Below are 22,352 nucleotides of genomic sequence, written 5' to 3'. Positions count from 1 at the left end.
TTTGATTATGCTTTACGCTCGCCTAGCCTTGCGGCATGAGCCTCGATCCCGCGACAGCCGCCGCAGCGCTGCCGCAGCACCCCGCCCAGCTCGGCTTCGCCACCGGCACCGGCTACCTCTCAGCCTGCACCGCAGGACTACCGACAGCCGCAACCACCACGGCCATGCGCGCCTTCATCGACGACTGGGCCGCGGGCCGAGCCGACGCGCGCGCCCTCGGCGAGCAAGCCGAGCGTTGCCGGGCACTCTTCGCGACCATCGCGGGCGTCACCGCCGACCGTGTGGCGATCGGCTCGCAGGTGTCACAACTCGTCTCGGTGGTAGCCAGCTCAGTGCCCGACGGCGCCGAGGTGCTCTGCGCCGCCGGCGACTTCTCCTCCCTCACCCACCCCTTCGAACAGCTCGCACACCGCGGCGTGCGCGTGCGCTACGCCCCCGTCTCGCAGCTCGCCCACGAGATCAGCGCCGACACCGCCCTCGTCGTGTTCTCACTGGTGCAGTCGGCAACGGGCGAAGTGGCCGACGCCGAGCCGATCCGCCTCGCCGCTGCACGCACCGGGGCTCGCACTCTCGTTGACCTCACCCAGTCACTCGGCTGGCTGCCCACCGGAGCGAGCGCCTTCGACTTCACCGTCTGCCACGCCTACAAATGGCTCTGCGCGCCGCGCGGCACCGCCTTCCTCACCGTGCGCGCCGGGCTCGAAGACGAACTCGTGCCCGTCGCCGCCGGCTGGTACTCCGCCGATGACGTGTGGGGTTCCTGCTACGCCGGGCACACGCCGCTCGCCGCGGGCGCCGGACGCTTCGATGTCTCCCCCGCCTGGCCCGTGCTCGGCGGCACCGAAGCCGCCCTCGCAGGCATCGCGTCACTCGAACCCGGCACCGTGCACGCCCGCAACCTCGCACTCGCAAACGCTGCGCGCAACACACTCGGGCTGCCGCCAGGCAACTCCGCCATCGTCGCCTGGGCCGATCCGCAAGGCAACGACCTCGCCGCGCTCACCGCAGGCGGCATCACCGCCTCAGGCCGAGCCGGCAACGCCCGCATCGCATTCCACCTCTGGAACACCGCCGCCGACGTCGAGCTGCTCGCCCGCGCCCTCCGCCGGTAAGGTCTGGCCCACCAAGGGAGCGCTGCACCGAGCGCGACGCGTTCAGCGAGGCCGACTGTTCCAGCACCTCGGAATGAGTCCATCTGGCTGAATCAGTCAGGTTGGACTGGGGTGAGATGACGGGGCGGGCGGGGCCAGACCCGCCCGCCCTCAGCTTTCGGCGAAGGCGGCCGCCTCAGCCTTGTCTTGCTCGGTCGCCACGAGCTGCCCGCAGGCACCGTCGATCTCCTTGCCGCGGGTGTCACGCAGCGTCGTCGGCACGCCAGCAGCATTGAGGCGGTCGACGAACTCGCGGGTAACCTCGCGGGTCGATGAGGTCCAGATCGACCCTGGCGTGGGGTTGAGCGGGATGGGGTTCACGTGCACCCAGCCTCGCCCACGAGCATTGAGCTTGTCGGCGAGCAGGTCGGCGCGCCACGCATGATCGTTCATGTCTTTGATGAGCGCGTATTCGATCGAGACGCGGCGGCCCGTCTTCTCGTAGTAGTGGTAGGCCGCGTCGAGCACCTCTTCGACCTTCCACCGACTGTTCACCGGGATCAGGTCATCTCGCAGTTCGTCGTCTGGCGCGTGCAGCGACAGCGCGAAAGTGATCGGAATGTCCTCGTCGGCCAGCTTGCGGATCGCCGGCGCAAGCCCCACCGTCGACACGGTGATGCCACGCGCCGACATGCCGAGACCCTCGGGCGACGGTGCGATCATGCGGTGCACGGCGTTCATCACGCGCTTGTAGTTGGCGAGCGGCTCACCCATACCCATGAACACGATGTTGTTGACGCGCTCGGGTTCGGCACCGTTGCCCTCGCGACGCGCCCGGCCGAGCCCGCCCTCGGCGATCACCCGGTTGGCCTGCACCACCTGATCGAGAATCTCAGCGGTCGACATGTTGCGGGTGAGGCCCGCCTGCCCGGTCGCACAGAACGGGCAGTTCATGCCGCAGCCGCACTGACTCGACACGCACAGCGTGATGCGGCCCGGATAGCGCATCAGCACCGACTCCACGAGCGCGCCGTCGAACAGCCGCCACAAGAACTTGATCGTGGCCCCATCATCGGTGACGAGCCGCTTCACCTCGGTGAGCAGCGGCGGGAAGAACGCCTCCGCCAGCTCGCCACGAAGATGCTTCGGCAGATCGGTCATCTGCTCGGGGTCGGTAGTGCGATGCTCGAAGTAGTGCTTCGAGAGCTGCTTGGCCCGAAACTTAGCCACGCCCATCTCAACAACCTTCGCCTCGCGCTCGGCGAGCGTGAGGTCGGCAAGGTGGGTTGCGGGCTGCTTCACGCGCGGCGACGCGAACTGCAGCGTGGGGCGGCCGTCAGGCGTGGTGAGCTGCTGCCAACCCTCGGCTTTCGGCTTGACCTGCGGGCGGGCAGCACCGGCTGCGCGCGGCCGCGTCTTGACAAGTTTGCCCTCGGCAGGCGGCGCATCATGGTTGAGCTTATTGGGATCCATCGCCCCCATTCTCTCATCCGCGAGCTGGGTGCGGCGGGCCGCTGGGAATAGCCGGCTCAGAATTCTTCGTAGAGAGCGGGATCCTGCCCGGCAAGACGACCGTCGACGCGGCCGAGCGCCGTGATCGCGTCGACCTCAGCAACGCTCAACTCGATTTCGGCCGCGGCGAGATTTTCACGCTGGCGAGCCGGATCCTGCGACTTCGGCAGCGGCACCGCGCCACGAGCCACATGCCAGGCCAGGATCGCCTGCGTGGGCGTGATGCCACGAGCCGCAGCGATCTCGGCCACGACCCCCTCGAACATCAGCGGATCGCGGCCGCGCCCCACCGGGCTCCACGCCTCCGTGATGATGCCGCGTTCACGGTGATAGTCGAGCGCGTCGGCCTGCGGAAAGAACGGGTGCAGCTCGATCTGGTTCACCACAGGCAGCACCCCGGTTTCGCGGTCAAGGCGCTCGATGTGCTCCGGCAAGAAGTTGGAGACGCCGATCTGACGCACCCAGCCGCGCTCTCGCGCGGTGATGAGCGCACGCCACGCCTCGACGAACAGCCCCGTCACTGGATTGGGCCAGTGAATCAGGTACAGGTCGATCGCGTCGAGGCCCGTACGGTAGACGCTCTCCTCGATCGTGCGCAGCGCGGCGTCGTACTCGTGATGCCGCCCCGGCAACTTGCTCGTGACAATCAGAGAGGCGCGATCCGCCCCAGAATCACGCGCGGCACGGCCAACCGCACCCTCATTCTCGTAGCGAAACGCAGAATCGATCAGGCGGTAGCCGCCACGCACGGCCTCGGCCACGGCAGCCGCACCGGCCGCACCATTCAAGCGGTACGTGCCAAAGCCGATCGCGGGAAGCGTGAATCCGTTGTGGGCGCGCTGCTCGGTCATGCCTCCACCCTACGGGGGTGGAGCGCTACGCGGCACCCTCGGATGAGGCCCGGTACAGCTCCAGCAGGCCGCTGATGCCGCCCGCCGCCCAAGCCCGCCGCTGCGCCTCGGCGGCACCACCGTCGGCGCGGCGCCGCTCCACAAAACGGTGCGCATGCTCGACATCGCCCGCAGCCTCCAGCATCGGCGCGACATGCGCGAGCAGCGCGTCAACAACCTCGAAGGCCGGCGCCGGGGCACCCGACTCAGGGTGCACCAGCTCGCTCGCCAAGCCATTGCGGGCGGCAACCCAGTGAGCTCCGCGTAACACATCCCGCTGCGGCTCAGCCATCGGAGCCCCCGTCGCACGATCATGCAGCGCACTGGCCACCAGCGCCCTGAAGATCAGCGCGAAGGCGACAGCGTCACGGCTCTCAAGCTGCGCATCGGCCGTGCGCAACTCGATCGTGGGAAACCGCTCGGAGAGACGGATCGACCAATTCACCAGGGCCGTGTCGAGCAGCGCCCCCGAGCGCACCAGCTCCTGCACTACGCCGTCGTAAGCCGCCGAGTCGGCAAAGTGCGGCGGGTAGCCCGAACTCGGCCACTGCTGCAGCTGCAGGTATCGCCAGCTCGCGTAACCGGAATCACCACCCAGCCACAGCGGCGAATTGCTGGTGAGCGCGACAAGCACGGGCGACCACCTGGCAATGCGCGCGAAGACCTCGACCCCCGCATCGCGCGAAGGCACCTCAATGTGCACGTGAGTGCCCGTCGAATAGTAGCGGTGCACCATGCCGCGCATCGTGCGCTCGATATCACGGTAGCGCTCATTATCGGTGACACGGCCAGGCACGTCGCCTCCCAGAGGCGGCAGCCCCGTACCCGCAAGCACCAGCCCCTGCTCGCCCGCCGCCCGCGACGCGGCCACCCGAAACTCAGCCAACGAATCGAACGCCTCCGCCGCGGTCACACACGGCGGGGTGGCCGTCTCGAGCTGACTGTGGAAGTACTCATGCTCGGCCCGCAACCCAGGCAACGCCGCGATCATGCCCTCCACACCATCGCGGGGCAGACCGGTCTGCGCGTCGAGCAGCAGGTACTCCTCTTCCACGCCGAAGCGCGGCGGAGCGGGGGTGTCGATTGGCATCTCAGCACCGTCCGTTCGGGGTGGGGTTGCGGCAGGGCTGGATCGCCGTCACCGGTCGCGTCATGCTACACCGCGCGGGTCGCGCACGTCACATGGGGCTGCGGTGCGGGCCGCGGCCGGGCACGCAGCTGAATCCTGCACCGGATCCGCCGCCGCACTCCGCAGCACCCCCGCCCGCGCATCGACATCGCCGCCCTGGGGGCTTGGACGCCTGATGGGATGGGCGATCCGATGCTCGATCCACCCCTTGAATGCGTGCCGCGCCGCGCCCACCAGCATCACCCGCCAGGCCCGAACAGGCCCTGCCCGTACTTCTGCAACAGAGCGTAAGCTTCGGAGAAGGTGCGGGGCGGGTTCACACGCTCGCTTTCCTCGCCATAGCGGGAGATCAGCAGCCCCAGCAAGCCCTTCGCTGGAGGGCTCAGCGGCCTGTCCGGCTCAGCTTCGGCGGGGTGCGGGCCGCCCTCGGGATTCGGCGGCACGAACGCCGGCGAGGGCTGCGGCCAATCTGCCACATGCCTGGGCACCTGACGATTGAACGACGGAGCGATCGAGGGTGCACCGTGGTCGCGATCGGTGAGCGGCTCAAGCCCGAAACGATCGCTGAGCGTCGCCGCGAGAGAGCCGTGATGCATCGTGCCGGTGAACACGCTCCCCCGCTCAACATAGGCCGACACGAGCACCGCGGGCACCCGGCAGCCGAGCCTGTCAAAGGTGAACCCCATCTCGCCCGCGCCAGGCTCCGGCGGTTTCGCCGCGGGCGGCACGACGTGATCGTACGTGCCACCGTGCTCATCAAAAGTGAGCAGCATCGCCGTGTTGAGATAGTTCGATCCCGTCGCGGACATCGCAGTGCGGATCGCGGTGTACACCCGGTGCACCAGCGCGTCACCGGCGCGCACATCGGAGAGCGCACCGTTGTAGACATCTTCGCCGTCAATCACGGCCTCGCGCACTGCACCGACAGGCGGGTGGAAATCATTGTGATTGAAAATCATGCGCGGCTCAACGAAGGCGTACTCAGGCAGATCACCGTTCTTCGCGTCGGCCTCGAACTGCTCCATAGTGGCGAAGCGGTCTGTTTTCCAGAAACGTTGCAGCACCGGAGCATGGATCATGCCGGTGAACGAGATCAGCTGCAGCTTGTCGAAGTAGATGCGCCAACTCAGCCCGGCCTCTTCGAGCCGATTGAACACCGTCGGCGTGGGCGCCGCATTCAGCCACTTGTCGTAGCCACCGTTGAGCGCGTTCGTGACGAAGCCGTGCGAGGTTGAGGCGTGGAAGAAGCTGCGGTTGCAGAAGGTCTGGCTCGGCACCGCGCAAAACCAGTGGTCGTAGACGCCGAACTCGCGGGCGAGGGTGGAGGTGACCGGCAGCATCTCGGGGCTGAACGACCCCATGATCTGGTCTCGCTCAGCGGGCGACGGTTTGCGGCCGGTGCGGCCCTCGAAATCGGTTTCGTAGTCGAGCACGAAGCCAGCCATCGTGGCCCGCGCGCCGTGCTGCGGCGCATTGTAGGGCGCGCTCATGTCGGCGACGTCTTTGCCCCGGTTGTGATCGTCGAGGGAGCCGAAAAGCTGGGTGTTGACGTGCGGATACTCTTCGCCGGGATCGGGATCGGGTTGACGCATGATGCGATCGGTGGGGCCGACGTAGATGTGCGCCGGCACCACCGTGCCATCAGAGGCTTGATTGGAGTAGTCGCCGAAAGCCAGCCCCTCGAAAGAGGCACCCGCGGGCAGCGTGTCGGGGGTGTACAGGTGACCGAGCAGGTTGTCGAAGGATCGATTCTCGCCCATCAGCACCACCAGGTGGTCGAAGCCCGGGGCGGTGCGGGGCTTCGGAGCGGCGAATTCTTCGGGAATGTATGGTTGGCCGGCCTGGTTCTGGCCGTCGAGACCGCGCATGAGCGCTGCCCCGCCGAAGCCGGCTGCCGCACCGGCGGCGAGGAGGCCGCCGCCTCGCAGAATCGATCTGCGGCTCGTGCCGCGAGGAGAAGGTTCCTGCTGTTCGTCGTTGCTCATGCGGGGCTCCCTACGGTGCTGTGCTGCGGGCTACACGACGGTGTTGCGCAGGATCCCGATGCCGTCGATCTCCACTTCGACGGTGTCTCCGGCTTCGAGGCGGCCAACGCCTGCCGGGGTGCCGGTGAGGATCACATCACCGGGAAGCAGCGTGAAGGCTTCGGAGGCGTGCGCGACGATACGGGCGAGGGAGAAAATGAGCTGCGAGGTGCGGCCCTCCTGGCGCACTTCCCCGTTCACGCGGGTGACCACGCGGGCATCGTCGAGCTCGGGGTCGGTTTCGATGACGGGGCCGAGCGGGCAAAAGGTGTCAAAGCCTTTGCCGCGTGTCCACTGCCCATCAGCGATCTGCAGATCGCGGGCGGTGACGTCGTTGGCGCAGGTGAAACCGAACACGTAGCTGAGGGCGTCGGCCTCTGGCACGTTCTTCGCGACGGCACCGATCACCATCGCGAGTTCGCCCTCGTGCTCGACACGGTCGGAGATCTCCGGGCGCACGATGCGGTCGCCCGGACCGATCACGGAGGTGTTGGGCTTCAAGAACAGCAGCGGCTCATCGGGGGTGCCGCCGCCGGTCTCCGAACGCATCTCCTCGACATGATCGGCGTAGTTCTTCCCGACGCACACCACCTTTGAACGCGGAATCACCGGGGCGAGCAGACGCACCTCATCGAGGCGCAGCCTGCGCCCAGTGGTGTCGAACCCCGAGACCAGCGGATCTGCCGCGAGTTCGACAACCTCGATGCCGTCGCCGTTTTCGGCTTCATCAAGAATTCCGTAGGAAATCTCTCCCGCTGCTTCGAAGCGTACGACCTTCATGTGCTCTTCCCTGTTGTTCGTGCTCGTCGGTGGTGTGCGGCGTCGGGTGCGGGGCGTGCGGCCTCGCTCACTCCCCCGCTGCGATGATGCGGTCGACCCAGCCAAAACGGTCTTCGACAGTGCCGAACTGGATGCCGGTGAGCTCTTCGCGCAGCGACATGGTGACCTCGCCCGGGGCGCTGTCGCCGAAGTCGACCAGGGTGCCGTCTTCGCTCTTCAGCTGGCCGATCGGGGTGATCACGGCTGCGGTGCCGCAGGCGAACGCCTCGGTGATGGAGCCGTCTGCGGCGCCGTCGCGCCACTCGCTCACCGTGACCTTGCGTTCTTCGACGGTGAGGCCACGATCTTGGGCGAGGCGGATCAGGCTCTTCCTGGTGATGCCGTCGAGGATGTTGCCGTTGAGCTCGGGGGTGATGAGCTTGCCATCGCGGTGCACCAGGAACAGGTTCATGCCGCCGAGCTCGTCGATGGTGTCTTCGGTGGCCGAGTCGGTGAAGAGCACCTGGGCGCAGCCGTGCTGCGCGGCAATGCGGGTGGGCAGCAGTGAGGAGGCGTAGTTGCCGCCGCACTTCGCCGCACCGGTGCCGCCACGTCCAGCCCGGGCGAGGTTGCCGGAAAGCCAGATGGAGACAGGGCGCACGCCGCCGGTGAAGTAAGCGCCGGCGGGGCTCGCGATCACGAGGAAGCGGGCGCGCTCAGCTGCGCGCACACCGAGGAAGCTCTCGTCGGCAATCATGAAGGGGCGCAGGTAGAGGCTCTGATCGTGACCGCTGGGCACCCAGTCGGCGTCGACGGTGATGAGCTCGTGCACCGCCTGCACAAACAACTCGACAGGCAGCTCGGGCAGCGCAAGACGCTTGGCGCTCTCATTGAGGCGTCGAGCGTTCTCCTCCGGACGGAAGGCGACGATGTCACCGTTGGGGTGACGGTACGCCTTCAGCCCCTCGAAGATCTCCTGACCGTAGTGCAGCACCGAAGAGGCGGGATCCATGGGGATCGGGCCGTAGGGCAGCACCTCGGCATCATGCCAGCCGCGCTCTCGATCCCACACGATCGAGATCATGTGGTCGGTGAAGCGATTGCCGAAGCCGGGGTCGACGAGTGCTGCTTCGCGCTCGGCGTCGGAGAGCCTGGTTGCCGGGGTGCGGGTGAAGGTGAGCTCGGTCATGGACTTGCTTTCTGTCGCCTGAAGGGGCGGCCGTGTGAGGAGTTCGAAGAGGGGCCCGGGCCGTGTCAGCGAGCGGAGATCAGTTCGACGATCGCGCTTCCCACCTCGGTGGTGGATCGCGCCGATGCCCCGCGGGTAGCGAGGTCGGCGCGCACGGCGTCGCGCACGCGGTCGCCCTCGGCGGTGAGGCCCAGGTGGTCGAGCATGAGAGCCGCTGACAGGATCGCCGCGGTCGGATCCGCCTTCTGCTGCCCCGCGATGTCGGGCGCAGAACCGTGGACGGGTTCGAACATGCTCGGGAACGTGCCGTCGGGATTGATGTTGCCGCTGGCTGCGAGCCCGATGCCGCCGCCAATGGCGCCGGCCAGGTCTGTGAGGATGTCACCGAACAGATTATCAGTGACGATCACGTCGAAACGTGCCGGATCTTGCACCATGAAGATGGTGGCGGCGTCGACGTGCATGTAGTCGACGGTGATTTCGGGGTGCTCTGCGGCGACGGTCTGCACAATGCGCTGCCAGGTGGCACCCGCGTGCACGAGCACGTTGGTCTTGTGCACCCAGGTGAGCTTCTTGCGGGGGCGCTGGCTGGCGACCTCGAAGGCGTAGCGCACCACGCGCTCGATGCCGAAGGCGGTGTTGACGGATACTTCGGTGGCGACCTCTGCGGGGGTGCCCGCGCGCAAGCGCCCGCCGTTGCCCGCATAGGGGCCCTCGGTGCCCTCGCGCACCACGACAAAGTCGACGTTGCCGGGATTGGCGAGGGTGGACTCAACGCCGGGGAAGAGCGTGCAGGGTCGCACATTGGCGTAGTGATCGAAGTCGAAGCGCAGCTTGAGCAGCAGGCCGCGCTCGATGTTGGCGTCTTTCAGTCGGGGGTCGCCTGGCACGCCGCCGACAGCACCGAACAAGATCGCGTCGTGCTGCGCAATTTCGGCCTGCTCGGCCTCGGGCAGGGTCTCACCAGTTGCGAGAAAGCGCTCGGCACCCAGTTTGAACTCGGTGCGGTCGAGCACCACATCGCCGTCGGCGAGCACGGCGTCGAGCACGCGGTTCGCCTGCTCGATCACTTCCGGTCCGATGCCGTCGCCCGGAAGGACGGCGAGCTTGATGGTGCGGGTCACTGAGCGCTCCTCTTCGTGCCTGAACAGAACATCATCAGCTTACTGGGCACCTCCGACATTCACGCTCACCGCCGGTTCCCGACGCCTCTCCTCTATCTGCCCGCCGTCTCCCTTCACTCTCTCGGCTGCCTCCGTCCCCACCCCGCCACTCCCCTACCGCACCGATCGACGTTCAAGCACCTCAGTTCCACAGCCGGAGGTGCTTGAACGTCGATCGGTGCACAAACGAGGGGACGGTGAAACGTCCTGCGCCGCTGAACTTGGGGGTGCGCCTGGGATGCGGGGCCAGGCCGGGGAGACGAGGGGTCGAGATCGGGGCGGGCAGGGCAGCCGGGGCGGGCGGAAACGCAGAAAGCCTCACCCGAAGGTGAGGCTTTCTGTTCCGGTGACCCCAGCGGGATTCGAACCCGCGTTACCGCCGTGAGAGGGCGGCGTACTAGGCCGCTATACGATGGGGCCGGACGCTGTCACCGCTCTTCGGGGCTTCCCCCGCCGCGCTGGCAACTCATATATAGTGGCACAGCTTCACCTCTCGGGCAAATCGAGGGCCGAATCCCGGGTGTGTCTCGCGAAATTCCGCCGAGGTCCGAGGGCGAACCCAAGCGACAACGCCCGGCAGCAGCTGCCCGCCGACCGTCACCCCTGGGTGCGGCGCAGCATCTTCGTGGCCGCGCGGCGCTTCAGCCACTTGTCGATAAAGAAGGCCATGAAGATCCAGCCCCCAAGGGCCGTGATGACCCACACGATAATGGGCGCGAGCACCCAGGTCTCCACGCCGCGCAGCACGATACCGCCCTGGAAGAGCGACGCCACCCAAAGCGCGAGCAGCGTTGCCACAAGCCCCACGCCGCCCGCGAGCGGTGCCGCGTAGCGCTGCGCAATGTTCAGCACGAACGGCCCGAGGATCGCGTGCGCGAGCGTGAACACACCGAGGGCCACCAGGAAGCCGCCAAGGTGCAGCTCGAACCCCGGCAGGGCGAAGTGGCACACGATCATCGCGATCGCTGCCAGCACCAGCTGGGAGACAATCTGAAACAGCAGCCGCATGGTGCGCTCCTTCCGCTCGGCGGAGCGACGCTCCGCACCTTGGCCTCAGCCTAGCGCGATGCCCGAGCCCGTCGAGCCCTGACGGCAGCCCCCACGACCGCGGCCCCGCCGAGCACAAGCAGGCCGAGCCCCGCAACGCCCGGCACGAGCGGGTCGAGCCCGCCGGTACGCGCGAGCGACGCAGCGGGCTTCGTCGGCGATCCACCGCCCGGCGCCGCGTCGGCCGACACCTCGACGGCCACGGCGGGGCTGCGCGAATCGAGGAAGCCTGCCTGCGGCACGAAGCGGGCAAACACCTCGTGCTCTCCGAAGGAGAGCTGCGCGGAGTCGACGCTGAACCGCGCCTCCCCGTCACCCGTCTCGGGATCGATATCATCGGCGGCGGGGACCGTGAACACCACTGCCCCGTCGACCAGCAGCTCGATGCCGCCACGAGGGTCGGTGGGCACCGTGCGGTCAGTGTTGCTCACCACGACATCGAAGCCGACACTGTCGCCCAGGCGCGCTTTGGTGGGTGACACAGTGAGCGCCGTCACGGTCGCATGCGGAACGACCGTCAGCGGCGCCGCGGCCGAGTTCGACGGCGCGAAGTTGCCCGCAGCGTCGCCGAGAAAGGCCACGGTAAGACCGGCCGTCGCCGCGGGTGCGGCGACGGCGGAGAACTGTACCGCACCATTCGGCTGCAGCTCGGCGGTGGCGAGTTCGACGCCGTCTGCGAGCAACGCCGCCCGACCGTTCACTCCGGCCGCCGGAGAGGTCACATGCGCTGTAACGTCAATCGGAGCGAAGGCCCACGCCCAGGTGGGCGCACCCGTGATCGCGGTGCTGCTCTCGGCCGGGGCGATCGTGATGGGGAGCACCGGGCTCTCTGAGGGCAGAACGCGATCGGGGAAGGTCGCATCGCCTTCTTTGCCCACGAAACGCGCAACCAGATCATGATCGCCGGCGGCGAGGTTCACAACGGGAACGATCGCCGCGAAGCCGCCGGACCCGTTGTAGCCGAGAACCCCGCGTCCTGCGACTACACCATCGGCCTCGATCATCACCACCTCACCGCTGAGGTTGGCGGCGCTCGGGAGCGACACCGTAACGAAGTAGATGGGCGAGTTGCCGTACGTCGTCGGCGGCACGAACGTCGTGATGCTGGTCGAGGTCGTCACATCAGCCGTTAGCTCGGCCCGAGCGGCCGTCGGCTGCGCCAGCCCCGCAGCGCCGAGCACCGCAGCGGAAGCGAGGAACAAGCCCGCCCAGCGGAGGAATCCCGATCGAAACCGTGTACGAATTTGAACCATGTCCAAATATTAGCATTGGGCGCACCGTCGCTCCCCCGCGCCGACTCCGCGCACCGCACTCGACGCCCTGCGATCCGCCGAGATCAGACCTCGCCGGGCTTGCGTCGGAACGGCTTCGCGGGAAGATCGGGCCCATCCCAGACCTGGATGATGCCCCACACCACCGCGGCGATCGGCACCGCGAGCACCGCACCCAGCACCCCGCTCAGCACGGTGCCGATGGTCAAGGCGAGCAGGATGACGAGCGAGTGCAGTTTCAACGCTCGCCCCATGAGCACCGGCTGCAGGAAGTTGCCCTCGAGCTGGTTGACGAGCACCACCACACCGACCACGAGCACTGCGCTCAGCGGCCCGTTCGCGACGAGCGCCACGAGCGCTGCCAGAATACCGGCGAGCGTCGCGCCCACGATCGGGATGAAGGCGAGCACGAACACGAGCACGGCGAGCGGCAGCGCCAGCGGCACCTGCAGGATCAGCAGGCCGACGCCGATGCCGATGGCATCGACGGCGGCCACCGATGCGGTGCCACGTACGTAGTGCCCGAGCGTTTGCACGGTCTTGTCACCCGCCCGCTCGGCGCGCGCCAGCGCCTCGCCCTCGAAGGGGCGCAGCAGGAAGCGCCAGATCTGCGGGCCGTCTTTGAGGAAGAAGAAGAGCACTACCCCCATGAGGATCAGCCCGGTCACGAAGTTTGTGACGATGCCGACCCCTGCCAGCGCACCCGAGCCGAACTGCGAACTGGTGAGGAAGCCGGACAGAAAATCAGTGATGTTCCGCTGCCATTCGACGAGCTGGTCGTGGTCGGGCGCGAACGGCAGTGTTTTCACCCAGTCAATGACCTGCTGGAGGCCGGTCTCAGCCTGCGATGAAAGCTCATCCCACTGGTCGCGCACCGCCCACACGATGAGCCAGCCCACGCCGGCAAGCAACAGCACAATGGTGAGCAGCACCAGCACTGTCGCGAGAGCCGACGGCACCCGGTGCCCGCGCAGCCAGGACATGACGGGTGCGAAGGTGCTCGCGAAGATGAGCGCGAGGAGGATCGGGATCACCACGGTGCTGAGTGTGCTCATGCCGATCACCACGCCAGTGGTGAGGATCAGCACGATGATGATCTGCAACGACCGTGTGGCGAGCAGCCCGAAGCTGTCACCCCACGCACCGCCGGCCCGCTTCAGATGCCGCGACTGCGTGAGCGCACCCTGCGGCGTTTCTCCCCCGCGTTCGAGCCGTTCGACTCTGTGCTCCAGTGCTCGCCTTGCTCGCTCACCGAACATGTCAGCCTCCCTGTTTTGCTGGGTTCCACCCTACGGGGTGCTACCGACAGTGTTCGAGAGCGCCGGCCCCCTTGCCCGGGCCGCGTCGATGCGATATCGAGGTCACGCGTGTGGTCGTTATCGGTCGCAGCAAACGGCCACACGGGTGACCTCGATGAGTTCGCGGGGTGCGGATCGCGGGATGCGGATCGCGAGGTGCGGATCGCGGGCACGTACGGGCGCAGGCTCAGCACGGGCGGCCGCGGCCCGTGCACCCGAGGGCGTCAGCGGGAAACGGCGCGTTCGGCGACGAAGGCACGCAGAGCGGCTTCGTCGTCGTCCATCTCGGTAACGTGCTGCGGCAGCTCGAGCAGCCCTGCGAGGTGCTCGGGCAGGCCGATGCGGGAGCCTGTTGCCTCGAACACGATCTCGGGGAACTTCTCGGGCTTCGCGGTTTCGAGCACGAGCATCGGCACGCCGGGCTCCAGGTGCTCGCGGGCCACCTTCACACCGTCGGCGGTGTGCGGATCGATCACCGTGCCGCTCGCGTCGAACACCGACTTGATCGTCGCCACGCGATCCGCGTGCGTGCTCGTGCCGCTCTCGAAGCCGAACTCCTCGACGAAGCGGGGCTGCTCGGCGGTGAGGTCGATGCGTCCCGTTTCGGCAAGCTCGCGCCACGCGGCCGCAAGGCGTTCGGGGTCGCGGCCCAGCACCTCGAACACGAAGCGCTCCAGGTTGGAAGCCTTCGAGATGTCCATCGACGGGCTCGAGGTCGCGTGCGTGTCGGCTGCGCCGCGCGGCGCATACACGCCCGTGCGGAAGAACTCGTCGAGCACATTGTTCTCGTTGGCTGCGAGCACGAGGCGGCGGATCGGCACGCCCATCTTCTTCGCGAGGTAGCCGGAGAAGATGTTGCCGAAGTTGCCCGACGGCACCGTCACCGAGATCTCGAAGGAGGCGCGCTCTGCGGCTGGCACGGCGTCGCTCGCGCGCAGCCAGGACCAGAAGTAGTAGACGGCCTGGGCGCTGACGCGGCCCAGGTTGACCGAATTGACGGCGCCGAGGTCGTGGGCGCGCTTGAACTCGAGGTCTTCGAACAGCGCCTTCATGAGGTTCTGGCAGTCGTCGAAGACGCCCTGCACGGCGATGTTGTGGATGTTTTCGTCGGTGAGCGAGTACATCTGCGCCCGCTGGAACGCACTCATGCGGCCCTGCGGCGAAAGCATGAACACGGCGATGCCTTCTTTGCCACGCAGCGCGTACTCTGCGGCCGAACCGGTGTCGCCCGAGGTGGCCCCCACGATATTGAGCGCGCGGTCGGTTTTCGCGAGCACGTACTCAAGGGACTGGCCGAGAAACTGCATCGCCATGTCTTTGAAGGCGAGCGTGGGGCCCTCGGAGAGGCCGACGAGCGAGATTCCGTCTTCGAGCGGCGTGACGGGCACCACCTCTGCGGCGACGAAGTTCTGGCTGCTGTATGCGTCGCGGCACATGCGGGCGAGGTCGTCGCGCGGGATGTCGGTGGCGAAGAGCCCCAACACCTCGGTGGCGAGCTCCGCATAGGAGAGAGAGCGCCACGATTCGAGCTGCTCAGCGGTGAGCTGCGGCACCGATTCTGGCATCACGAGCCCGCCATCGGTCGCGAGCCCCTCCAGCAGGATCTCGCTGTAGGGTGCCGGCGCCATGCCGCCTCGGGTCGAGATGTACTTCACCGCTGCTCCTCGTGTGCTTGTCGGGTTCGCCGTCGGGCTGTGCGCGCCGACTCCACCATCCTATTCGGCGCGGCTGCGCGGCTCGTACGTGCGGCAGATCTGCCCCTCACCAGGAGACCGGCAGCGCCTTGCCCTCTTCGTAGCCCGCCGCCGACTGCAGGCCCACGCGGGCGCGCACATGGAACTCGCGCAGCGAGTCGGCGCCGGCATAGGTGAACGAGGAACGCACCCCCGAGGTGATCATGTCGATGAGGTCTTCGACGCCGGGCCGCAGCGGGTCGAGGTATATCTTCGAGGAGGAGATGCCCTCGGCGAAAAGCTCCTTGCGGGCACGCTCGTAAGCGTCAAGGCCGCCGAAGCGCCCCTGCACCGCCTTCGTCGACGCCATGCCCCACGATTCCTTGTACTGGCGGCCATCGGGATCGGTGCGCAGCTCGCCCGGCGATTCGGCTGTGCCGGCAAACCAGGAACCGATCATCACCGAAGCCGCTCCAGCCGCAAGCGCGAGCGCGACATCGCGCGGGTAGCGCACGCCGCCGTCGGCCCAGACGTGCGCGCCGAGTTCGCGAGCTGCCTGAGCGGTTTCGAGCACCGCTGAGAACTGGGGGCGCCCCACGGCTGTCATCATGCGGGTGGTGCACATCGCGCCGGGCCCGACGCCCACCTTCAGGATCGTGGCCCCGGCAGAAACGAGGTCGTTCACGCCGTCTGCGGTGACAATGTTGCCGGCCACGATCGGAAGCCCGAGGCCGAGATCTGCAACGGCTTGGATAGCGCGGATCATGCCCGCCTGATGCCCGTGAGCGGTATCGATCACGAGCACGTCGGCCCCCGCCGCGGCAAGCTCGCGGGCCTTCGCCGCGACGTCGCCGTTGATGCCCACCGCCGCTGCCACCGCGAGCCGCCCGTCCCTGTCGAGCGCGGGGCGGTAGATCGAGCGGCGCAGCGCCGAGCGCCGCGACAGGGTGCCGATGAGGGCTCCCCCGCTGACCACGCACACAGCCTCGGCGGAATGCTGATCGACGCCGGGCTGATCCGCCCGCTCATCATCGGCGCGTGTCGCCGCAGTGACCGCATCGAATGCGGTGCGCGGATCCGCAAGCTCATCCGCTGAGAGCAACGGTGCGCGACCAATCACCAGATCACCCAGCTGCGCATCGGAGGGCACCGATGCAAGCCTCGCCGCGGAGAGAATGCCGCGGATGCCAGCGGCGGGCACCGGCACATGCTCGTCGGGGCGATCCGCCACCACCACGGCCTGCCCCTCAGCCCGCGGGATGAGCCGCAAGGCATCGGCGGCCGTCGCATGCGGGGGCAGCACCAGGGGCGTGTCGGTGGTGACGGGCTGGCTTTTCACCCAGCGGATCGCGCGTGCGGTGTCGGCGAGCGCAAGGTCTTGGGGCAGCACCGCGAGACCGCCGCGCCGCGCCAGCACTGCAGCGAGGCGCGGGCCGGTCACCGAGTTCATGTTCGCGGCCACGAGCGGCAAGGTTGCCGGAGTACCGTCGGTGGGGGTGAGATCGACCCCGAGCCGGCTGCCGACGCCCGAGTGCCGCGGCACTAGGAAGACATCGGAGTAGGTGAGGTCGACCGTGGGCATCGCGCCGATAAACTCCATACCCCCACGCTACTCCCCTCGCGCGCCACGACTGCTGCCGCGATCTGAAGAACATCTGTCGCATGGACGACGTAGGATGAGGATGGTGGGGGTCATCGACGGCTCGCGCACAACAGAGCACAAGCGGATCCACGGGCCGCGCGCCTCTCGGTGACCGGCCCAGGGCTCCGCAGATGATGAAGGAGCAGCAGGGGCAATGTCCGACACAAACGATCCTGGAAATCCCACAACACCTGAGACACCGGTTCCGCCGGTTTCTGCAACGCCGCCGGCAGCACCCGAGCAGCCCGCAGCGGCAGCACCCGAGCAGCCCGCGCCGACAGCGGCCGAGCAGCCCGCAGATCAGCAGCCGACCACGGCGCTGCCCGAGCCCGCAGCAGAGGCACCGGCCGCCCCTGCACCGGCTGCACCAGCTGCACCAGCTGCACCAGCTACACCAGCCGCACCGGCACCGCAGGTCGCCGCCGCACCGACAGCACCCGCAACCCCGCCAGCAGCGCCGGTGCCTCCGCAGCAGGCGTTTGCCGGCGCGGGCGCACCCGGCGCACCGACCGGCCCCGCCGCGCCCGGCGCGGGCTACCCCGCCTACGCCCCCGCGCCCAGCGCGCCGAAGGGTCTTGCGATCACCGCGCTGATCCTCGGCATCGTGGCAGTGGTCGGCGCGATGATCTTCGGCTGGATTCCCTTCGTCGGCGGCGTCATAACCGTCGTGGTCGGCATCGCCGCGCTCATCCTCGGCATTCTGGCGATGCAGAAGCGTCAGCCCAAGGGCCTGGCACTCACCGGCCTCATCCTCGGCGGCGCAGGCGTGCTCATTGGTGCCGGCATCATCATCGCCTGGAGCGTGCTCTTCGCAAACCTCGGTTCCGAGCTCGACCGTTACAGCACCGAGCTTGACGAGCTGCAGTCGGAGATCGAGTCGACCATCCCCGGCACCAGCGAGCTCGACGGGCCCGGTGCTTCGTCAGACGCCGCTTCGGGCGACCGCTCCCCCGAGTTCTGCAAGGCGTTCAATGAGCTGGACTCCGCAACCGAGCCAAGCAGCAGCACATGGTCCGAGGCTGCTCTCGCCCCGTACGTCGCGCTGTCGGCCATCGACAGCCCGAACCGCGCGGTCTACGAGCGGTTCGTCGCAGTCGCCGGTGACCCGAACGCGATCACCAATCCAGATTACGGTCAAATCCTCAGTGATCTCATGACCGCCATGTTCGAGGATGCGATGGCCTGCTCCTAAGCGCAGGTCTGTCACAGCACAACACACCACCAGAACGGGGGAATCGTAGGTGTTCAAGGGTTTCAAGGAGTTTCTGCTGCGCGGGAACGTGATCGATCTCGCCGTCGCCGTCGTCATCGGCGCAGCGTTCAACTCGGTTGTGGGGCGCGTGGTCGACTCGCTCATCAACCCGGTGATCGGCGTGGTGTTCAAAGCGGACTCGCTCGACAATGCCATGCAGGTGGCACTGCCAGGCGGTGGCACAATCGCGTTCGGTGCCCTCATCGGCGCGCTCATCAACTTCGTCATCGTCGCGGCAGTGGTCTACTTCGTGTTCGTGCTGCCGATGAACAAGCTCAAGAGCCTGCAGCAGACCGATCAGCAGGAGCCCGAGGCGCCGGCGGGGCCCAGCGAGCAGGAACTGCTCACCGAGATCCGAGATCTGCTGCGCGCCGAGGCTGCGGCGTCGGGCCGCATCCCCGACATGAACCGTGCAGGAAACGAGTCGCAGGCCACTCAGCACCGGCACTGAAACGCGCAGCCACGCACAGCAGGACGCCCCTTCCGACTGAGCTCAGTCGAAAGGGGCGTCGGCGTTGGTGCAGATGCCGCGACGGGCGATTCAGCTCGTGCGAGCGTCGAGCCGCGCGAGGAACAGCGCCTCCGTGAGCAGCGACTTGCGGAACGACTCGATGTGCAGCGACTCGTTCGGGCTGTGCGCTCGCCCGTCGGGATCCTCCACACCGGTGACGAGAATCTGCGCCGTCGGAAACTCCTCAACAAGCTCGGCGATGAACGGAATCGACCCGCCCACGCCGATATCGACGGGCTCGCGGTCCCAGGCATCGGCCATCGCACCGCGCACCTCCGCAACAGCCCAGCCACTCGTGTCGACAAGGAACGCCTGACCGAGATCGCCGCCCTCGAACTCGACCCGCGCACCGAATGGGGCGCGATCCGCCAAATGCTTCGTGATGGCCGCATACGCCGCCTCAGGATCCTGCCCTGGCGCGATGCGCGCGCTCACCCGCACGCGCACGCTCGGGATAAGCGTGTTGGAGGCGTTCGCCACATCGGGAGCGTCGATGCCCGTGATCGTGATCGCGGGCTGCGCCCAGACACGGCTGAGGATCGAACCGTGGCCGATCGGGCTCACCTCGTCGAGCAGGCCCGACTCCTCACGCAGCCGCGCCTCGTCATACTCGGGAGCATCGATGTCGGCGCTGATCAGCCCCTCGACAGCCACCGAACCGTCGGCATTCCAGAGCGTGTCGAGCAAACGCACCGTGACGAGCATCGCGTCGGGCACCGCGCCGCCGTGCATACCGGAGTGCAGGGCGTGGTCGAGGGTGCGCACGCTCATGTTGAAGGCGACCGCACCGCGCAGGGCGACGGTGAGAGCCGGGGTTTCGGTATCCCAGTTGCTCGAGTCGGCGACAATGATCGCGTCGACGGCGAGCAGATCCCGGTTTTCGCGCAGGAAGTTGCCGAACGACTGCGACGCCCACTCCTCCTCACCCTCGATGAAGAGTGCGATGCCGAGATCGAGCTCGCGCCCCTCCGCCTCGGCCGCAGCGGCGAGCGCGCGGATCGCGCCGATGTGGGCCATCACGCCGGCCTTGTCGTCGGCGGCGCCGCGGCCGAAGAGGCGGCCGTCGCGCTCGGTCGGCTCGAACGGCGGCGTGTTCCAGTCCTCGTCGCGCCCGGGAGGCTGCACGTCGTGGTGGGCGTACAGCAGCACTGTAGGGCGACCGTTACGCGCTTCGCGCCTGGCGACGACGGCGGGCTGGCCGAGTTCGGGTGCGGAACCGTCGGCTCCCTCGCCGCCCTCGACGGGGGCACGGCGGATGTCGACGACATCGAACACGCCGGTGTCGCGCAGCAGTACGGCGATGGCCTCGGCACTGGCGGCGACGTGGGCCGGGTCGAAGGCCGGCCACGACACCGAGGGGATGCGCACGAGGCGCTGCAGGTCGTCCATCGTGTGCCCGAACTGCGCCGCCACTGTGGCGCGCAGCGCTGCCTCGAATGCTGTCTGCTCGGGCTCTCGGCCCGCCTGCTCAGTCATGTGTGATTCCTCCCGCGTGTTGCGTGGTTGTGGCGTGCGACGGTGCGCACGCCCTATGCGCGAAGCCGCTCAGGCTCCACTTCCGCGCTCAGCCTATCGTCGCCCGCTTCGCCGCAAGCGCTGGCACGGCGGCCGCAGGCACGAGCCCAACCTCCGCCGCGATCCGCTCCCCCTCCCGCGTCACAGGTGACCAGGGCGCACCTCAGCGAGACTGCGGTGAGGCAGGCGCGGCATCGCTATCGCGATCACCGGCGGGGTGCGGATCACGCGCTGCGCCGGGCACCGCAGGCTGATCCGCCCGCCCCGACTGCGCCTCCCGTTCCTCACGCTCCGCCTTCCGCGCCTCCCGCAGCTCGCGGGTCGCCACCTGCAGCGCGTCCTCCGCACGCTGCCGGCGGCGCTGCGCGAGCGTGCTCGCACCGTACTTCACCCGCACCCGGTCGTGCGACTCGTGGGTCGCGGTGATGATGTAGCTGCTCGCGATGAGGATCACCTGCGCCGACAGGTTGAACCAGAGCAGCAGCGCGATGAGCGCCGCGAAGGAGGCGAGCAGCGGATTCGACGCGGCCCCGCGCACGAAGAGGCCCGAGAGCTCCTGCAGCACCGTGAGACCGACCCCGCCGAAGAGACCCCCCACCCAGAGCGCCCGCGCGGGTGCGCGCACCCCCGAAAGCAGCCGAAACACCACCACCACCGCAACGGTATCGATTGCGAGCACCACCACAACGCCGAGCACCCGCGTCAGCCACGCAGACACCTCGCTATCAGCCACCCCCAGCCAGGAAGTGACCGCATCAACCCCCACCGAGGCGGCGACACTCAGCACCGCCGCCACGACCAGCAGACCGCCGAACACGATGCCCACCAGCAGGTTGCGCAGCACCACCCAGAGGAAGAACCCGTCCTCGTGCACCTCGTCGGCGAGCACCCGCAGCGCGGTGCGCAGACTGGTGATCGCACCGATCGCCGCGCCGATGAGACCGAGTAGCGAGACGATGCCCACGATCGTGAACCCAGCGGGGGCTTCGATCTTCGAGGGGTCGACGACCTCCGTGAGCCCCGGCAGGAAGCTCTCGAGCGCGTCGACGAGCGCGCGCATCGCATCGGGGTTACCACCGAGCCAGAGCGCCGCGAGCGAGAAGCCGAGCAGCACCGCGGCGAACACGCTGAACAGCGCGCGGTACGTGATGCTGTCGGCGAGCATCGCACCCCGGTGCTCCGCGTAGAGCAAGTAGGAGCGCACGATCCTGAGCCGCAGCGCCCACGCGATCACGCGTTTCGCGAGGCCCGCGATACCTCCCGCGCGCCGCTGCTCCGTGCCGTTCTCCTGGTCCTGCGCTGCGTGCGGTGCGCGTTCTGCGTGTGCTGCGTTCTCTGCCCGATCCGCCATGCATGCAGCCTATCCAGCGAAGCAGCGCACACCAGACCCTTCCCTTGCACCGGCCGTGTGCGCTATACGGCGGGTCGGCTCGCTGCCTCGGCTGCCGCGGCAGCCACTGCGCCGAGGGCACACCCAGCGGGGGTGCGGATCGCGGGGTGCCGTCAGCGGGAGCGGTCGACGGCCTCGATGATCGTGGTGAGCTCGTCGCGGAGCGCGAGCAAACGATCGACGGGCACCCCGAGTCGTTCGACCACGGCGGGAGGCACCGCGAGCGCACGCTCGCGCAGCGCCCGCCCCGCTTCGGTGGGGACGATCTCGAAGGTGCGCTCGTCGCCCTCGACGGGCACGCGCTCGATGAGCCCAGAGTGCTCGAGTCGCTTCACGATGGGCGACAGGGTGGCGGGGTCGAGCCGCAGCATCTCGGCGATCGCGCCGAACCGCAGCGGGGCGTCGCCCCAGAGTGCCAGCATCACAAGATATTGAGGATGGGTGAGGCCGAGCGGTTCTAGGATCGGCCGGTACACGCCGATCACACTGCGGCTGGCGACCGCGAGCGCGAAGCAGACCTGGCGGTCGAGTTCGAGCGCGTCGTCGGGAAGATGCTGCATCTCCCCAGTCTAGCTCGTTAGGGCACGAACGAATCTGATACTCTTTCGTTTGTGGGCGAACAAAAGCGCAGGAAGCGACACCTCTGGCACCCGACCCCCTACGACGGCGTGCCCGGCGTCTATGCGGCAATCCAACGCTTCATCTACCAGTTCGAGGGCCCCGCGCAGCTCGGCGATCCCAACGAACCGCCCTACGTGGCCCCGGCCGATCCGAAGTGCCCCATCTGCACCCGATCCATGCACGCGCACCGCATCAACCGCGGCGGCCCGGGCAAGCCCACCCACCTCAGCTGCCCCCCGCCAGAATCAAGCGACGCCACCGCCTGAGCACGAGCACCGCAACGCTCGGTCGCTGCTCGCGCCGGCTGGTGCACCTCTGGGGCAGGCGCATCATCCAAAAGGATGAGATGCGATTCCTCCCTCTTCGCGATGCTCG

The 22,352-nt window shown here is 67.9% G+C and carries 19 protein-coding genes and 1 tRNA gene; 4 read left to right on the top strand and 16 right to left on the bottom strand.

What is annotated here, in order from left to right; translation table 11 throughout:
• The first annotated feature begins 35 nt into the window (after positions 1-35).
• Positions 36-1,112: an aminotransferase class V-fold PLP-dependent enzyme gene (locus WFL22_RS11955; protein WP_336992985.1), complete on the top strand. Its 1,077-nt coding sequence runs from the start codon at positions 36-38 to the stop codon at positions 1,110-1,112.
• Positions 1,113-1,262: 150 nt separating this feature from the next.
• Here WFL22_RS11955 and rlmN read toward each other — a convergent pair whose 3' ends face one another.
• The 13 genes from rlmN to WFL22_RS11890 form a co-directional block, all read right to left on the bottom strand.
• The gene (rlmN, locus tag WFL22_RS11950; RefSeq protein WP_336992983.1) at positions 1,263-2,564 is read right to left on the bottom strand and encodes a 23S rRNA (adenine(2503)-C(2))-methyltransferase RlmN; all 1,302 of its coding nucleotides are present in this window, start codon (positions 2,562-2,564) and stop codon (positions 1,263-1,265) included.
• Between the two features lie 56 nt (positions 2,565-2,620).
• Positions 2,621-3,454: an aldo/keto reductase gene (locus WFL22_RS11945; protein ID WP_336992981.1), complete on the bottom strand. Its 834-nt coding sequence runs from the start codon at positions 3,452-3,454 to the stop codon at positions 2,621-2,623.
• A gap of 25 nt (positions 3,455-3,479) precedes the next feature.
• Positions 3,480-4,583, bottom strand: a complete 1,104-nt coding sequence (locus WFL22_RS11940; protein WP_336992979.1) for a carboxylate-amine ligase — start codon at positions 4,581-4,583, stop codon at positions 3,480-3,482.
• A gap of 278 nt (positions 4,584-4,861) precedes the next feature.
• Positions 4,862-6,607, bottom strand: coding sequence for an alkaline phosphatase family protein (locus tag WFL22_RS11935; protein ID WP_336992977.1), 1,746 nt, complete (start codon positions 6,605-6,607; stop codon positions 4,862-4,864).
• A 30-nt stretch (positions 6,608-6,637) separates the two neighbouring features.
• Entirely contained in the window at positions 6,638-7,426 is a 789-nt protein-coding gene (locus tag WFL22_RS11930; RefSeq protein ID WP_336651672.1) for a fumarylacetoacetate hydrolase family protein, read from the bottom strand.
• A gap of 67 nt (positions 7,427-7,493) precedes the next feature.
• Positions 7,494-8,594, bottom strand: coding sequence for a branched-chain amino acid aminotransferase (locus WFL22_RS11925; protein WP_336992975.1), 1,101 nt, complete (start codon positions 8,592-8,594; stop codon positions 7,494-7,496).
• Positions 8,595-8,659: 65 nt separating this feature from the next.
• Positions 8,660-9,718 carry a 3-isopropylmalate dehydrogenase gene (locus WFL22_RS11920; RefSeq protein ID WP_336651674.1) on the bottom strand — a complete coding sequence of 353 codons (1,059 nt, stop codon included), beginning with the start codon at positions 9,716-9,718 and terminating at the stop codon, positions 8,660-8,662.
• Positions 9,719-10,104: 386 nt separating this feature from the next.
• Positions 10,105-10,177, bottom strand: a tRNA-Glu gene (locus WFL22_RS11915).
• A gap of 177 nt (positions 10,178-10,354) precedes the next feature.
• Positions 10,355-10,765: a hypothetical protein gene (locus WFL22_RS11910; protein WP_336651675.1), complete on the bottom strand. Its 411-nt coding sequence runs from the start codon at positions 10,763-10,765 to the stop codon at positions 10,355-10,357.
• Between the two features lie 50 nt (positions 10,766-10,815).
• A complete protein-coding gene (locus WFL22_RS11905) occupies positions 10,816-12,057 on the bottom strand; it encodes a hypothetical protein (RefSeq protein ID WP_336992974.1) in 1,242 nt (413 codons plus the stop codon).
• An 83-nt stretch (positions 12,058-12,140) separates the two neighbouring features.
• Positions 12,141-13,334: an AI-2E family transporter gene (locus WFL22_RS11900; protein ID WP_336992973.1), complete on the bottom strand. Its 1,194-nt coding sequence runs from the start codon at positions 13,332-13,334 to the stop codon at positions 12,141-12,143.
• A 263-nt stretch (positions 13,335-13,597) separates the two neighbouring features.
• The gene (thrC, locus tag WFL22_RS11895; RefSeq protein WP_336992972.1) at positions 13,598-15,028 is read right to left on the bottom strand and encodes a threonine synthase; all 1,431 of its coding nucleotides are present in this window, start codon (positions 15,026-15,028) and stop codon (positions 13,598-13,600) included.
• Between the two features lie 106 nt (positions 15,029-15,134).
• Positions 15,135-16,646: a GuaB1 family IMP dehydrogenase-related protein gene (locus tag WFL22_RS11890; RefSeq protein ID WP_336992970.1), complete on the bottom strand. Its 1,512-nt coding sequence runs from the start codon at positions 16,644-16,646 to the stop codon at positions 15,135-15,137.
• A 196-nt stretch (positions 16,647-16,842) separates the two neighbouring features.
• Here WFL22_RS11890 and WFL22_RS11885 point away from each other — a divergent pair, with 196 nt between their 5' ends.
• A complete protein-coding gene (locus WFL22_RS11885) occupies positions 16,843-17,880 on the top strand; it encodes a DUF4190 domain-containing protein (protein ID WP_336992969.1) in 1,038 nt (345 codons plus the stop codon).
• 49 nt (positions 17,881-17,929) lie between these two features.
• The gene (gene mscL / locus WFL22_RS11880) at positions 17,930-18,391 is read left to right on the top strand and encodes a large conductance mechanosensitive channel protein MscL (protein WP_336651681.1); all 462 of its coding nucleotides are present in this window, start codon (positions 17,930-17,932) and stop codon (positions 18,389-18,391) included.
• A 90-nt stretch (positions 18,392-18,481) separates the two neighbouring features.
• On the opposite strand, the gene WFL22_RS11875 is transcribed toward mscL, so the two are convergent.
• The 3 genes from WFL22_RS11875 to WFL22_RS11865 form a co-directional block, all read right to left on the bottom strand.
• Positions 18,482-19,927, bottom strand: a complete 1,446-nt coding sequence (locus WFL22_RS11875) for a dipeptidase (protein WP_336992968.1) — start codon at positions 19,925-19,927, stop codon at positions 18,482-18,484.
• A gap of 202 nt (positions 19,928-20,129) precedes the next feature.
• Complete coding sequence (locus WFL22_RS11870) at positions 20,130-21,317, bottom strand: YihY/virulence factor BrkB family protein (RefSeq protein ID WP_336992967.1); 1,188 nt, start codon at positions 21,315-21,317, stop codon at positions 20,130-20,132.
• A gap of 152 nt (positions 21,318-21,469) precedes the next feature.
• Entirely contained in the window at positions 21,470-21,916 is a 447-nt protein-coding gene (locus WFL22_RS11865) for a MarR family winged helix-turn-helix transcriptional regulator (RefSeq protein ID WP_336992965.1), read from the bottom strand.
• Between the two features lie 51 nt (positions 21,917-21,967).
• On the opposite strand from WFL22_RS11865, the gene WFL22_RS11860 reads away from it, so the two are divergent.
• Entirely contained in the window at positions 21,968-22,243 is a 276-nt protein-coding gene (locus tag WFL22_RS11860) for a hypothetical protein (protein WP_336651685.1), read from the top strand.
• Positions 22,244-22,352 lie beyond the last annotated feature (109 nt).

The sequence above is a fragment of the Leucobacter sp. VD1 genome (assembly GCF_037150695.1).
GTDB lineage: Bacteria > Actinomycetota > Actinomycetes > Actinomycetales > Microbacteriaceae > Leucobacter.
Note: the sequence above shows the minus strand (reverse complement) of the source record. Positions and strands in the feature narration are given on the sequence as shown.